Source organism: Permianibacter fluminis (assembly GCF_013179735.1).
Lineage (GTDB): Bacteria > Pseudomonadota > Gammaproteobacteria > Enterobacterales > Permianibacteraceae > Permianibacter > Permianibacter fluminis.
In genome coordinates, this window is record NZ_JABMEG010000002.1 from 361,220 (window position 1) to 375,709 (window position 14,490).

At 59.0% G+C, this 14,490-nt stretch carries 11 protein-coding genes; 4 read left to right on the plus strand and 7 right to left on the minus strand.

The window, feature by feature from the left end; genetic code table 11:
• Positions 1-73: 73 nt before the first annotated feature.
• A complete protein-coding gene (gene gltB / locus HPT27_RS16890) occupies positions 74-4,591 on the plus strand; it encodes a glutamate synthase large subunit (protein ID WP_172245962.1) in 4,518 nt (1,505 codons plus the stop codon).
• Positions 4,588-5,946 (plus strand): FAD-dependent oxidoreductase, encoded by a 1,359-nt coding sequence (locus tag HPT27_RS16895; protein ID WP_172245964.1) that lies wholly within the window; start codon positions 4,588-4,590, stop codon positions 5,944-5,946. Before gltB ends, HPT27_RS16895 begins: the two co-directional genes overlap by 4 nt.
• Positions 5,947-6,221: 275 nt before the next feature.
• Here HPT27_RS16895 and HPT27_RS16900 read toward each other — a convergent pair whose 3' ends face one another.
• The 3 genes from HPT27_RS16900 to ppiB all read right to left on the minus strand — a co-directional run bounded on the left by HPT27_RS16900 (position 6,222) and on the right by ppiB (position 7,994).
• The gene (locus HPT27_RS16900; RefSeq protein ID WP_172245966.1) at positions 6,222-6,581 is read right to left on the minus strand and encodes a hypothetical protein; all 360 of its coding nucleotides are present in this window, start codon (positions 6,579-6,581) and stop codon (positions 6,222-6,224) included.
• A 149-nt stretch (positions 6,582-6,730) separates the two neighbouring features.
• Positions 6,731-7,447, minus strand: coding sequence for a UDP-2,3-diacylglucosamine diphosphatase (locus HPT27_RS16905; protein WP_172245968.1), 717 nt, complete (start codon positions 7,445-7,447; stop codon positions 6,731-6,733).
• 52 nt (positions 7,448-7,499) lie between these two features.
• Positions 7,500-7,994: a peptidylprolyl isomerase B gene (gene ppiB, locus HPT27_RS16910; protein ID WP_172245970.1), complete on the minus strand. Its 495-nt coding sequence runs from the start codon at positions 7,992-7,994 to the stop codon at positions 7,500-7,502.
• A 234-nt stretch (positions 7,995-8,228) separates the two neighbouring features.
• Between ppiB and cysS the strand changes: the two genes are divergently transcribed.
• A complete protein-coding gene (cysS, locus tag HPT27_RS16915; protein WP_172245973.1) occupies positions 8,229-9,602 on the plus strand; it encodes a cysteine--tRNA ligase in 1,374 nt (457 codons plus the stop codon).
• Between the two features lie 103 nt (positions 9,603-9,705).
• Positions 9,706-10,182, plus strand: a complete 477-nt coding sequence (locus HPT27_RS16920) for a hypothetical protein (protein ID WP_172245975.1) — start codon at positions 9,706-9,708, stop codon at positions 10,180-10,182.
• A 344-nt stretch (positions 10,183-10,526) separates the two neighbouring features.
• Here HPT27_RS16920 and HPT27_RS16925 read toward each other — a convergent pair whose 3' ends face one another.
• From HPT27_RS16925 to folD, 4 genes are all read right to left on the minus strand, one after another.
• Positions 10,527-11,420, minus strand: a complete 894-nt coding sequence (locus HPT27_RS16925) for an acyltransferase (protein ID WP_172245977.1) — start codon at positions 11,418-11,420, stop codon at positions 10,527-10,529.
• 28 nt (positions 11,421-11,448) lie between these two features.
• Positions 11,449-11,814: a hypothetical protein gene (locus HPT27_RS16930; protein WP_172245979.1), complete on the minus strand. Its 366-nt coding sequence runs from the start codon at positions 11,812-11,814 to the stop codon at positions 11,449-11,451.
• A gap of 5 nt (positions 11,815-11,819) precedes the next feature.
• Complete coding sequence (gene pyk, locus HPT27_RS16935; protein ID WP_172245981.1) at positions 11,820-13,280, minus strand: pyruvate kinase; 1,461 nt, start codon at positions 13,278-13,280, stop codon at positions 11,820-11,822.
• A gap of 240 nt (positions 13,281-13,520) precedes the next feature.
• A complete protein-coding gene (folD, locus tag HPT27_RS16940) occupies positions 13,521-14,375 on the minus strand; it encodes a bifunctional methylenetetrahydrofolate dehydrogenase/methenyltetrahydrofolate cyclohydrolase FolD (RefSeq protein ID WP_172245983.1) in 855 nt (284 codons plus the stop codon).
• Positions 14,376-14,490: the final 115 nt, after the last annotated feature.

A 14,490-nucleotide genomic window follows, 5' to 3' on the forward strand; every position in this document is an offset into this window, starting at 1 on the left:
GCTGCACGGCAACAGCATAAACATCCACTACAGCCGCCCATGCTGTTGCATCGACCCGTGATGGAGACCGGTCATGCAGCTCGACAACGTCGGTAGCGACCAGCGCTACACCCCCCACCAGCAGCCGCTTTACCAGCCGCTCTATAACCCGCGTGACGAACGCGATAACTGTGGCTTCGGCCTGATCGCCGACATGGCCGGCAAAGCCAGCCATGAACTGCTCGCGACCGCGCTGACCGCGCTCGCCAATCTTTCTCACCGTGGCGCTATCGGTGCTGACGGCAAGACCGGCGACGGCTGCGGCATTCTGATGGCGCTGCCGGATGCTTTTTTTCGCCAGCACGCCGCTCAGGCACATCTGCATCTGACCCCGCAATTCGCGGTCGGCATGGTTTTTCTGCCGACCGAGGCCGAAGCAGCCAAGCGCTGCCGTGACGAGCTGACCAAACAGCTGCGTCAGGAGCTGCTGACGGTCGCCGGCTGGCGCGAAGTGCCAACCGATCCGTCGGTGCTCGGTCAGATCGCGCTCGGCAGTCTGCCGCGGATCGAGCAGGTGCTGGTCAACAGCCCGGCCGGTTGGAGCAAGCACGATCTGGAGCGGCGTTTGTACATGGCGCGCCGGCGCAGCGAAAAAGCCTTGGCCGAGCACAAGGCGTTTTACGTCTGCTCGCTGTCGGGTCTGGTCATTGTGTACAAAGCGCTGGCGATGCCGGTCGACCTGACCACCTTCTACCCGGATCTGAAAAATCCGCGACTGACCACCACCATTGCGCTGTTTCACCAGCGGTTTTCCACCAACACCACGCCGCAATGGCGGCTGGCCCAACCGTTCCGGTTTCTCGCCCACAACGGCGAGATCAATACCATCTCCGGCAACCGCGCCTGGGCGCGCGCGCGCGGCGCGAAATTTGTCACGCCACTGATTCCGGATTTGCAGACCGCCGCGCCGTTTGTCTCGGAAGACGGTTCCGACTCCATGTCGCTCGACAACATGCTCGAGGTCTGCCTCGCCGGCGGCATGGACATTTATCGCGCGCTGCGTTTGCTGGTGCCGCCGGCCTGGGAAAACCGCGATGACATGGATCCGGACCTGCGGGCGTTCTACGAATTCAACGCCGGCCACATGGAGCCCTGGGATGGCCCGGCCGGCATCGTGATGACCACCGGCCGACATGTCGCCTGCACGCTCGATCGCAACGGTTTGCGGCCGGCGCGTTACGTGATCACCGACAACGGTTGGTTGACGCTGTCATCGGAAGTCGGCGTCTGGGATTACTCGCCGGAAAGCGTCATCGAAAAAGGTCGGGTCGGCCCCGGCGAAATGCTGGCGCTCGATACCGAAACCGGCGAGCTGTGGCGCTCGGGCGCCATTGATCTGTTGCTGAAAGAGCGGCATCCGTACCGGCACTGGCTGGAACACAACAGCCACGCCGTCAAAATCCCGGATGAAGATCGTTTTGGAGAACCGGCGTTTCAATCTCAGCAATTGAAGCGCTGGCAAAAACTGTTCGGCATCAGCCGCGAAGAACGCGAAAGCGTGCTGCGGGTGCTGGCCGAGCAGGGCCAGGAAGCAGTCGGCTCGATGGGTGACGACACCCCGCTGGCGGTGTTGTCACAGCAATCGCGCTCCATCTTCGACTACTTCCGTCAGCAGTTTGCCCAAGTGACCAATCCGCCGATTGATCCGCTGCGCGAAAGTTATGTCATGACGCTGAACACCCGACTCGGCTCCGAGCACAACGTGTTCTGCGAAGCCACCGGCGAAGCGCAGCGCTATGTGCTGCAGTCACCGATTCTGTCGCACGGCGTGTTTCGTTTTCTGACCAGCGCTACTCGCGCCAAAGGCCGGGTGCTGTCGTTGACCGCAACGCTGGATGAGTCGCTCGACGCGGCGCTCGACCGGTTGGTCACCACCGCCGTGGACGCGGTGCGCAGCGGCACCGTGATGCTGGTGCTGTCGGATCGCGAGCAGCATGCCGAGTTCTATCCGATTCCGGCGGTGCTCGCCTGCGGCGCCATCCACCAGCGGCTGATCGCCGATGGTCTGCGCGTCGATGCCAACCTGATTGTCGAAACCGCCAGCGCACGTGATCCACATCAGTTCGCGGTGCTGATTGGCTGCGGCGCAACCACGGTCTACCCGTGGCTCGCTTACGCCGTCATTTCCGATCTGGCGGAATCCGATCAGGCCGGGTCTTCTCACCGTGAAGCGGCATTGACCAAATACCGCAAAGGCATCGAGAAGGGCTTGCTGAAAATCCTGTCCAAGATGGGCATCAGCGCCATTCAAAGCTATCGCGGTGCCCAGCTGTTTGAAGCAATCGGTTTGCATGCAGAAATCGTCGAGCGCTGCTTCCCGGAAGTTGCCTGCCGGATTCAGGGGGCTACCTTCGCCGATCTGAAAGACGATCTGCTGCGTCTGCACAAGCAAGCCTGGGACGAACGGGTGTCGTTGAATGCCGGCGGTTTGCTGAAGTACCAACACGGCGGCGAATACCACGCCTGGTCGCCAGAGGTGGTGCAGACGCTGCAGCAAGCAGTCAGCAGCGGTGATGAAGAAGCCTATCAGCGTTATGCCGCGCTGGTGAACCAGCGGCCGGTCGCGATGCTGCGGGATTTGTTGCAACTGCGCGAGGACATTGTCAACGCGCCGGTTGATCCGCAAGCGCTTAGCACCGTGCAGAACGAGAGCAGCATCCTGCGCCAGTTCGATTCGGCCGGCATGTCGATTGGCGCGCTTTCACCCGAGGCGCACGAGACGCTGGCCACTGCAATGAACCGGCTCGGCGGCCGTTCTAATTCTGGTGAAGGGGGCGAAGATCCGAAGCGTTACGGCACCGAGCGGGTGTCCAAAATCAAGCAGATCGCCTCGGGCCGTTTTGGCGTGACGCCGGCGTATCTGATGAGCGCTGAGGTGCTGCAGATCAAAATCGCCCAGGGCGCCAAGCCGGGCGAGGGCGGTCAGTTGCCGGGCGATAAAGTCAGTGCCGAAATCGCTGCGCTGCGTCACGCCACGCCAGGTATTACCCTGATCTCGCCGCCGCCGCATCACGACATCTATTCCATTGAAGATTTGGCCCAGCTGATTTTCGATTTGAAATCGATCAATCCGAAAGCACTGGTGTCGGTGAAGTTGGTTGCCGAAGCCGGTATCGGCACCATCGCCTGCGGCGTGGTCAAGTGCGGCGCTGATCTCATCACCATCTCCGGCTACGACGGCGGCACCGGCGCTTCGCCGCTGACCTCGGTCAAATACGCTGGCGGTCCGTGGGAACTGGGGCTGGCCGAAGTGCAACAGGCGCTGGTTGCCAACGGTTTGCGTGATCGGGTGGTGCTGCAGGTCGATGGCGGTTTCAAGACCGGGCTCGATGTGGTCAAGGCGGCGATACTCGGTGCCGACAGTTTTGGTTTTGGCACTGCACCGATGATCGCCATGGGCTGCAAATACCTGCGCATCTGCCATCTGAACAATTGCGCTACCGGTGTGGCCACGCAAAACCTGACGCTGCGCAAACAGCACTTTGTCGGCACCGCCGAGAAAGTGATGAATTTCTTTCGCTTTGTCGCCACTGATACCCGGCAATGGCTGGTACGGATGGGCGCCAGCGATTTGAAATCGCTGCAAGGCCGCACCGATCTGCTCAAGATTGTCGTTGGCCAAACCGACAAGCAGCAGCATCTGGACATGCGGCCGGTGCTGGCGAAAATCGAATCGCCGGTTTACTACCCGAAGCCGGAGCGGCCGCCATTTGCGCCGGAGTCGCTGGATTTGAATGCCCAGATCATCAGCGAGCTGAAACCGCTGCTGGACGGCTCCGAACCGATCCGCCGCCATTACCGCATCCGCAATCGCGATCGCAGTGTCAGCGCCGCGCTCGCCGGCGAACTGGCCAGCCGTTACGGCGATGCCGGCTCACCGTTGCCGATTGCCCTGCAATTTCGCGGCAATGCCGGCCAGAGCTTTGGCGTCTGGAACGCCGCGGGTGTGGAGTTGCATCTGATCGGCGATGCCAACGATTACGTCGGCAAGGGCATGGCCGGTGGCCGCTTGATTTTGCAGCCGCCGGATAACAGCCGTTTCATTGCCGAACAAACGCCGATCATGGGCAACACCTGCTTGTATGGTGCTACAGGCGGCGAACTGTTTGCCCGTGGTCGTGCCGGTGAGCGCTTTGCCGTGCGTAACTCCGGCGCGGTTGCCGTGATCGAAGGCTGCGGCGCCCACGGTTGTGAATACATGACCGGCGGCGTGGTGGTCGTACTCGGCCGCGCGGGCAAAAACTTTGCTGCTGGCATGAGTGGTGGTCTGGCGTTTGTGCTGGATCAGGACGGTGACTTCAACCGCCGGGTCAATGCCGAACTGGTTGAAGTGATCCCGCTGGCGGAAGTGCATATGCCGGGCTTCTCGCAATACCTGCGCGGCCTGCTGGAAACGCACGCCAAGTACACCGGCAGCCGCATCGGCGCTGCGCTGGCGCGCGAATTCGGTAGCGCTGTGCGGCAATTCAAAGTGGTCAAGCCGCGGCAGTTTGCCTTGCATACCCTGCTGCCGGCACAGAGCAATAAAGTGAAACTGGAGGTGGTGGCATGAGTGTGCTCGACTTTCTGGAGAGCCCGCGCACCGAGCCGGGCAAGCTGCCGTTGCTGGAGCGGCAAAACGGTTTTCGCGAAATTTATCGCGCATTTGTCAACGAAGAAGCGGTACAGCAATCGACCCGTTGCCTGTCTTGCGGCAATCCGTATTGCTCGTGGAAATGCCCGGTCCATAACGACATTCCCGGCTGGCTTGATCTGGCGGCCAAAGGCCGTATCTGGGAAGCGGCCGAGCTCGCTCACGAAACCAATTCGCTGCCGGAAATCTGTGGCCGGGTCTGCCCGCAAGATCGCTTGTGTGAAGGCGCCTGCACACTGAACACCGGCTTCGGTGCGGTGACCATCGGCTCAATGGAAAAATGGATTGTCGATAACGCCTTTGCCCAAGGGTGGCGGCCGGATCTGTCGCATGTTCGCAAGACTGGCAAGCGTGTCGCGATTGTCGGTTCCGGCCCGGCTGGCTTGTCCTGTGCTGATGTGCTGGCCCGTCATGGCGTGGAAGCGGTGGTGTTTGACAAGCAGGACGAGATCGGCGGCCTGCTGATGTTCGGCATTCCGGAATTCAAGCTGGAAAAGCGCGTGGTGCGCCAGCGCCGTGAAATTTTCGAAAGCATGGGCATCCGTTTTGAGCTCGGCTGCGAGATTGGTCGCGATGTTGCCATCGAGAAACTGTTGCTGGATTTTGATGCAGTGTTTTTGGGGCTCGGCACCTACAAGTCCGTCAGCGGAGGTTTTCCCGGCGAGCATTCTGCTGAGGTGCATGCGGCGCTGGATTATCTGATTGGCAATATCCGCCATCATCATCAGCTTGCCGCGCAGGACAAAGGCTTTATCGATTTGCGCGGCCAGCACGTGCTGGTGCTTGGCGGCGGTGACACTGCGATGGACTGCGTGCGTACGGCCGTTCGCCAAGGCGCTGCGCAAGTGAGCTGCGTTTACCGCCGCGATGAAGCCAGCATGCCGGGCTCGCGCAAGGAAGTGGCCAACGCGAAAGAAGAGGGCGTGCAGTTTCTATGGAACCGGCAACCGCAAGCCATTCTGACCGATGCCAGTGGCAAGGCCCGCGGCGTCGAAGTGAAAGTGGCGGACACCGGTGCGGTCGAAGCGCTGCAGGCCGACGCCGTGATCATCGCCTTTGGTTACCAGCCAAACCCGCCGGATTGGCTGCGCCCGCTCGGTGTGCAACTGGACGGCAAAGGTCGGGTGCAAGTTGCCAGCCAGCTGCCGTTCCAGACCGCCAACGCGAAAGTATTCGCCGGCGGTGATATGGTGCGCGGCGCCGATCTGGTGGTGAATGCGGTGGCCGAAGGTCGGTCTGCAGCGAAGAGTATTGTTCAGATGCTGGGTGTGTAGGTTTTGGTAGGAGCGAGCTTGCTCGCGATGGCTCGCCGTATCGCGAGCAAGCTCGCCCCTACAAAGCAACCCTAGGATGGGATCTGTTCTCGCACGTCCTGTGCGCCACGGCATTTGTGCATTCCTGCAAGGCAAAGCGCAGCGGGCCCACCATTCCCCACATCTGACTGCGGCGGCTCCGCTACGCTTGAGCCGCCCTACCTCACTCTTTTGATCGAAGTGCTGGCCGGGAAATGTTTTGACATCTGTCGTAAACATATCCCGACCGTTCGGGCTCAGTTCGTGACCCAATACACACCACTAGTTCCTTTATCCCACAAAGCTTCAAGCTCAGGATGTTCGTTTCTAATGGTTTTCACTCTCTCTTGATTCCACTTCACATCAGTCACATAGGTCACCATTAACAGCGATGAACGAACTGACTGAAACTTCAAATAAAGCTTGCCGTCTTGAATTAGAAAGTCCGTTGTCGAGACTGCATCATCCGCCTGTCGCGTCACCACATGCTCCCCAATTTTCAGCGATGTCGGAGAGAGGACGGCCCTGTAAACCTCTACCTCACGACCAATCGGAACGAAAGTCAGGGAAACAAGCAAGAGCGAAAGCATGGTTATGTAGGTGAACTTTGCTTTCATCTAACGTTCCTCATAGCCTGCGTCTCACCACGGCGAAATGCGTCTTTGAAGAAATCAAACATAACTTGGCTATGGGGCCGGCAGTTGCCTGTCGGGCCATATCAGGCCTTAAAGTCGCTGCTCCACGTATCGTGGAAATGTTTGATAGCTCAAACCAACGTAACCAACTCCATTTCCACATCACACTTCACAATCTTCGCACTGTGATGCCAGTCGCCCAAAACAATCCGCTCCGCCGCTTTGCCGCGCAGGGTAAAGCCATGGACCGCCGGCCGGTGGGTGTGGCCGTGTATGCAGTGCCAGACATCGTGCCGGGCCATGTGCAGTTCCAGCGTTTGCGGGTTCACGTCGGTGATGTATTCGGCTTTGTTTTGCTGGCTGTCGTGGCTCTTGCGGCGCAGATCGGCGGCGATGGCTTTGCGTTCGGCCAGCGGTTTGGCGAGAAAAGCCTGCCGCCAGGCCGGTGAGCGGACCATTTCGCGAAAATGCTGGTAGTCCATGTCATCGCTGCAGAGCTGGTCGCCGTGCAGCAGCAGGGTACGTTGGCCGGCGAGTTCAACGACGGTTTCATCAGCCAGCAAACGGCCGCCGCAGCTGTCGGCAAAGCCTTCGCCGAGCAGGAAGTCGCGGTTGCCATGGACAAACGCGAGTTTGCCACCGTGATCGGCAAAAGCGCGGAAAGTGGCCATCACCTTGGCGTTGAAGGCGTCGTCATCATCATCGCCAACCCAGGCTTCAAACAAGTCGCCCAGCACATACAAGGCCTGCGCCTTGCTGGCTTTCTCGTGCATGAAGCGGAAGAAAAGGGCCGTCGAGTCGGTGGCTTCTTCACACAGGTGCAAGTCGGAGATCAGGTAGGTCGTCATGGTTTTCGTCCGCACAAAATAATCGCGCCCACCGAAGTGGGCGCGCCGTACCTTATTCAGTGACAGTGACCTTTTCAATCACCACATCGTCAACCGGCACATCCGAGTGACCACCGCTGCGGCCGGTGGCGACAGTCTTGATCTTGTTGACCACGTCCATGCCGTCCTTGACCTGACCGAATACGCAGTAGCCCCAGCCTTGCACCGATTCCGATTTGAAATCGAGGAAGTCGTTGTCTTTGACGTTGATGAAGAACTGCGCCGAGGCCGAGTGCGGTTCGCTGGTGCGGGCCATGGCGATGGTGCCGGTCTTGTTCGAGACGCCGTTGTTGGCTTCGTTCTTGATGGTGGCCTTGGTCGATTTCTGGTTCATGCCCGGCTCAAAGCCGCCGCCCTGGATCATGAAGCCGTTGATGACGCGATGGAAAATGGTGTTGTTGTAATGGCCCGAGCGGCAGTAGTCGAGGAAATTGGCGACCGTGATCGGGGCCTTGTCGGCGAACAGTTCGAGGGTAATGTCGCCGTGATTGGTGTGCAGCGTGACCATGTTTTCACCTGTTTGGGGTTGGGAGTCCGGTTGGGGCCGGAATGGGGTGCCAGGGTTAGTGGCAGGTTAAAGAAACGCGTCGGGGCTGGGTTGGGACCCGGTGGCCAGCTAGAATGGCCACCCCGCATGGGCGCATATGATAAACCGGGATGGGCGATTCGTCCGCAGTCCGGCCATCATTCGGGCCCGCCGCCGCGGATTTTCATGCCAGCCCCTTAGCCAGGAACCGGACCGATGTTGCAGCTTTTCAATACCCTGACCCGCCAAAAAGAAGACTTCAAACCCATGCAGGCCGGCAAGGTCGGCATGTATGTCTGCGGCGTCACGGTCTATGACTACTGCCATATCGGCCATGGCCGGACCTATGTCAGCTTTGATGTCATCGCTCGTTACCTGCGCTTTTCCGGTTACGACGTGACCGTGGTGCGCAACATCACCGACATCGACGACAAGATCATCAAGCGCGCCAACGAGCGCAGCACCGACTTCTCGGCGGTGGTCGAGGAATTCACCCAGGCGATGCACGATGACTTTGCCGCTCTGGGTATTCCGAAGCCGGATATCGAGCCGCGCGCCACCACCACCATTGCCGAAATCATTGCGATGAACGAGACGCTAATCGCGCGCGGCATGGCCTATTCGACGCCGTCTGGCGATGTCTATTACCGGGTCAACAAGTTTGCCGATTACGGTCGCCTGAGTGGTCAGAGTCTGGACGATCTTCAATCTGGCGCCCGGGTTGAGATTGGCGAAGAAAAAGAAGACCCGCTCGATTTCGCGCTGTGGAAAGCCGCCAAGCCGAACGAGCCGAGCTGGGATTCGCCGTGGGGCAAAGGCCGGCCGGGCTGGCATATCGAATGCTCGGCGATGAGCAAGAAATGCCTTGGAGAACATTTTGACATTCACGGCGGCGGTTCGGATCTGCAGTTCCCGCACCATGAAAACGAAATCGCCCAGAGCGAAGGCGCCAACGGCTGCAAATTCGTCAATTACTGGCTGCACACCGGCATGGTCCAGGTCGATGCGATCAAGATGTCGAAAAGCCTCGGCAATTTTTTCACCATCCGTGAAGTACTGAAAGAATACGAACCGGAAGTCGTGCGTTTCTTCCTGCTGTCCGGCCATTACCGCAGCCAACTCAATTACAGCCAGGAAAATCTCGATGCCGCCGCCGGCGCGTTGGAGCGTTTCTACACCGCGCTGCGCGGTGTGCCGGTGGTGACTGAGCTCGCCGGTGAGGAATACGAGCAGCGCTTCCGCCACTCGATGGACGATGACTTCAACGTCCCGGAAGCCATGGCGGTGCTGTTCGATCTGGTCCGCGAAATCAACCGGTTGAAAACCAGCGACATGGACCTGGCCGCACAACTCGCAGCAATGCTGCGCCGCTTGAGTGGCGTGCTCGGTATCGCCCAGCGCGATCCGGAAGTCTACTTCAAGGCCGGCGCCGGCGATGATGCCGCCCGCATCGAAGCACTGATTCAGGAACGACTCGACGCCCGCAAAGCCAAAAACTTTGCCCGCGCTGATGAGATCCGCAAACAGCTGACAGCAGAAGGCATTGTGCTGGAAGATGGCGCGAATGGGACGAGCTGGAAGCGGGCGTAAGCATCCCTCGCGTTATTCGGACAAAGAGAAGGGTGCGCCACGCGCGCCTTTTCTTTTTCGATACGCGACGAGCATTTCGAGCGAACAAAGTCGGATGGTGCGCATGGCACACCCCACAAGAGATGGCATGGCCAACAATGAGCAAGGAGTAACGCTGATGCAGGAACAACGCCACGACTTTACCGAGCCATTGCGTGCGCCGCTCGCCGCACTGGGGCTGGCGCTGATCATTATCGGAGCCTTTCTGCTGATTTACATCGGCTATCTGGTCTATCAGATCATCAATCATCCGGAAGACGTGCGCATTGTCGCGTTTCTGTTGGAACAGGTCCGGCTGGAAGATAAAGCGATATTCGGCATGGCGGCCGATCAGGCTTTTGAGGTCAACTGGTCGCAATCGCTGCGGACTGTGATGTTTATCTTCATTGGTGTGATGGTATTGAGCGTGCTGGCCAGCATTCTGAAAACCTTGATCGCTGCCGGTGTCCAGATTTTGCGGCTGGCAACTGGTCAATCCGAGCAGGACAAGAAGGCAAATGCCAAGTCGTATCAGAGCGATGCGATCGACCGCGGAAACTGATTCCCCTCCTTTTTAAGGAGTGGCTAGGGGTGGTTGCGGAGGTTGAAAGCGATTTGCTCTGATTAGGGAAGCTCTGATTAAGTCGTCAACTACCGTTCGTGGTGAGCTCGTCCCGCAAGGGGATTTCCTGCGGTCATCGAACCACAGAAAGCCGATATTTCAGCGTAATTCTGTTCACCCTTCGACAAGCTCTGGGCGAACGGAGACTTAATCAGAGTCTCCTTAGCTTGTTGCGGGCTGAGCTCAACCACCCCCAAACCCCTCCTTGACAAGGAGGGGGGTAAAAAGGCGCCATTGGCGCCTTTTTTATTTGTCTTGATTGCTGGTTTTGATAAAGACCGGAATCAAGTCTGGGTCAGCATCAGCTCGATACGACGGTCTTTCTCTTCCCAGATGCCGTTCAGCCAGGCTTGAAAACGGATGCGGTAGTCCTTGTCGTCTTCGTAGTTGCCGAGCAGTTCGCCGGTAATTGGCAAGCTGCGGACATGCACGCGAATATCGGTGACCTTGCCACAGAGAAAATCCCAGAAGCTGTGGCTGGCTTCCGGATAGACGATGGTGACATCGAGAATGCGGTGCAGCTGTTCGCCCATGGCGGTGAGGACAAAACCGGCGCCGCCGGCTTTCGGCTTCAGCAAATGTTTGAACGGCGACTGGGTCTGAGCTTTCTTTTCCGGGGTGAAGCGGGTGCCTTCTACGAAGTTCATGATGGAAACCGGCATGGTGCGGAATTTTTCGCAGGCCTTGCGGGTGGTTTCCATGTCTTTGCCTTTCATCTCCGGGTGCTTGGCCAGATAGCTTTTGCTGTAGCGCTTCATGAACGGAAAATCGAGCGCCCACCAGCCAAGGCCGATCACCGGCACCCAGATCAGCTCCTTCTTCAGAAAGAATTTCATGAATGGAATGTGGCGGTTGAAGATTTTCTGCAGCACCAAAATATCGGCCCAGCTCTGGTGGTTGGAAATCACCAGATACCAGTCATCCAGCTTCAGCGCATCGACGCCCTCAACGTGCCAGCGGATTTTCTTGGTCAGTGCGTGAATGCCGTTATTGATGCTGATCCAGGCCGTGGCCAAGCCGTTCAGCAAGCGATTGCACAGAATCCGGACCGGGTTGAGCGGCAGACATAGCTTGACCAGCGCAATGGTGAACAGCGGGGCACAGATAAGCAGGGTGTTCAGCGAAATCAGTAGCATCGAGACGATGCCTTTGATGGGGCCGGGCAGAAAACGGAGCATGTGCGACTCTAAAAGGGCTGTTGAGTAACTATTTGCAGATAGGAGAATATGGTTCGATTTCCCTTAGCTGCATCATTCGCTTCTTATAATCGATATTCTTTGTGATTCTATCCCATCTCTCATATCCGGTGGAAAATTGTCCTCTCGGAGTAGAAAGAAAGTCGAGCATGGCTGGAATGTCTTCTTGAATAACCAGATTCATATCCAGGCTATCGAGATGATGTAGAACCTCGCGGCATACGGAATTGTCTTCATCCTCTTCGTCATCGACTTCAAGATCGCTTGGCCAATAGCGCATCTCAGCCCATTCATGGACTTCGACGGCCGAGAGATCGCCGCGCCCCCAAGCCGCCAGAATGTCAGCGACGTCCGCTCTTGAGACAAAAATACTCATTTGATTCAGCGGTCGCCCGTTTTCAGCACTTCGCCCACTTTCAGCACCTTCAGTACGTTGGTGCCGCCGCCTTCGCCGATGACATCGCCCTTGGTCAGGATGACCATGTCGCCGTCATCAAGCCAGTGGTGGTCGCGAAGATAATTGATAACGGCGCGATTGACCTCGTCCGGCGCCGACTTGTTGTAATCAAACAAATGCGGGAAGACGCCGCGGTACAGCGCCATGCGGCGGCAGGTCGACAGCCGGCGGCTGACCGCGAAAATCGGAATGCCGGAGCGGATGCGCGACATCCAGATGGGCGTTGCACCGGATTCGGTCAGCGAAATGATGGCCTTGATCGGCATGTGGTTGGCGAGGTACATGCTCGCCATCGCGATGCCTTCCTCGACATTCTTGAACTTGTCATCCATCCGGTGCCGCGACAGCTTGGAGCGCGCTTGCGACTCGGCGCCAAGGCAAACTCGCGCCATCGCTTCGATCACTTTCGGCGGGTTCTTGCCGACCGCGGTTTCCGCTGACAGCATCACGGCATCGGTGCCGTCCAGCACGGCGTTGGCGACGTCGAAGACTTCGGCCCGGGTTGGGATGGGGCTGTCGATCATCGACTCCATCATCTGGGTGGCGACGATGACGCCGCGATCCAGATGGCGGGCCTGGGCAATCATGTGCTTTTGCACGGCCGGCAATTCGGCGTCACCGATTTCGACACCGAGATCGCCGCGCGCCACCATCACGGCATCCGAGGCGCGAATGATTTCGTCGAGATTTTGCAGCGCCTCGACCCGTTCGACTTTCGCGACCACGCCGGCGCGCGAGCCAGCTTCCAGCAGCAGCGAGCGGCATTCGTCGATATCGTCGGCGCTGCGCGGAAAACTCATCGCAACGAAATCGGCTTCCAGTTGCGCCGCCGTCTTGATGTCCTGCTTGTCTTTGTCGGTGATGGCTTTGGCCGACAAGCCGCCGCCCTGACGGTTGATGCCTTTGTTGTTCGACAGCGCGCCACCGGCGACCACCGTGGTGTCGATGCGGGCGCCGTTGACGCTGTCCACCTTTAAGACGATGCGGCCATCATCGAGCAGCAGAATATCGCCGCTGCGGACATCACCGGGTAATTCCTTGTAATCGATACCGACTTGGGTATCGTCACCGTCTTCCTTGCCGAGGCCGGCATCCAGGGCAAAACTCGCGCCTTCAACCAGCGTCACCGATTTGTTCTTGAACCGCGAAACGCGAATCTTCGGCCCTTGCAAATCCACCAGAATCGCGACGAAGCGTTTGGCTTCATCGGCCAGTCGGCGCACCAGATCCACCCGCTTGGCGTGATCCTCAATCGAACCGTGCGACATGTTCATTCGCACCACGTCGACGCCGGCGCGGATCATTTCGCGCAGAACGTCTTCACTGGTGCTGGCAGGGCCAAGGGTGGCGATGATTTTGGTACGGCGTGCGGCAGGGTGGGACATGGTGTGAAAGTCGCTCTTGTTGTTCGCAATGGTGTGGGCCCGAGCCGCTGTTCAAGCGCGGTCATCGGCACACGAAGTGGCGGCAAGCATAGCGGCTGGCTGGTGCGGACAACAATGCGCAAGCGCCGGATTCGTCATGACAATCGTATGCAATGACGAGAGCGCGCTGGCGTGGCGGCAATTGTCAGCGCGGCACGCGACGCGGCGCTGACAACTGGTCCGCTGTGTTGGGTGATGCGCTTATTTGTGCAATTCGACGCAGGCGTGCAGCGTGTTCTGCAGCAGCGTTGCCACTGTCATCGGGCCGACGCCGCCCGGTACCGGCGTGATCCAGCCCGCCCGCTCTACGGCCGTGGCAAATTCGACGTCGCCGCACAGCTTGCCGTTGTCGAGGCGGTTGATGCCGACGTCGATAACGATGGCGCCCGGTTTGATCCATTCTCCTTTGACGAAGTTGGGCCGACCAACGCCAACCACCACCAGATCCGCGCGGCCGACTTCTTCGGCCAGATTCTGGGTCTTGCTGTTGCAAACGGTGACCGTACAGTCGGCCAGCAGCAATTCCAGCAGCATCGGCCGGCCGACGATATTGGAGGCGCCGACCACGCAGGCTTTCAGTCCGCGCAGGTTGACGCCGGTTTCGCGGATCAGCGTCATGCAGCCATAAGGCGTGCACGGGCGCAGCAGCGGCCGCTTTTGCGCCAGCCGGCCAAAGTTGTAGGGGTGGAAGCCGTCAACGTCTTTGTCGGGGCGAATGCGCTCGACCACGGTGTCGGCGTCGATCTGGGCCGGCAGCGGCAGCTGGACCAGAATGCCATCGACGGTCGGGTCGGCATTGAGTTTGTCGATCAGGGCAAGCAGCTCGGTTTGCGGCGTGTCGATGGCGAGGTTGTACTCGAACGAGACAAAGCCGGCTTCTTTGCAGCGTTTGCGCTTGGCGCCGACGTAGACTTGCGAAGCCGGGTTGTCACCGACCAGCACGACGGCCAGTCCGGGGGCCCGTTCACCATGGGCCAGGCGGGCACTGACTTGTTCGGTGATGGTCTGTTGCAGGCGGTCGGCGACGGCTTTGCCGTCTATCAGTTTGGCGGTCATGGGCGATGGGGAGCGGCAAAAAAGGGCGGCCATTGTCGCAATTTTGGCCAAGTTTCCCAAGCGGCAAAGCCGCATTCCGCGGCGGTTCCGGCAAATTGACGGGGGCAGGTCACGC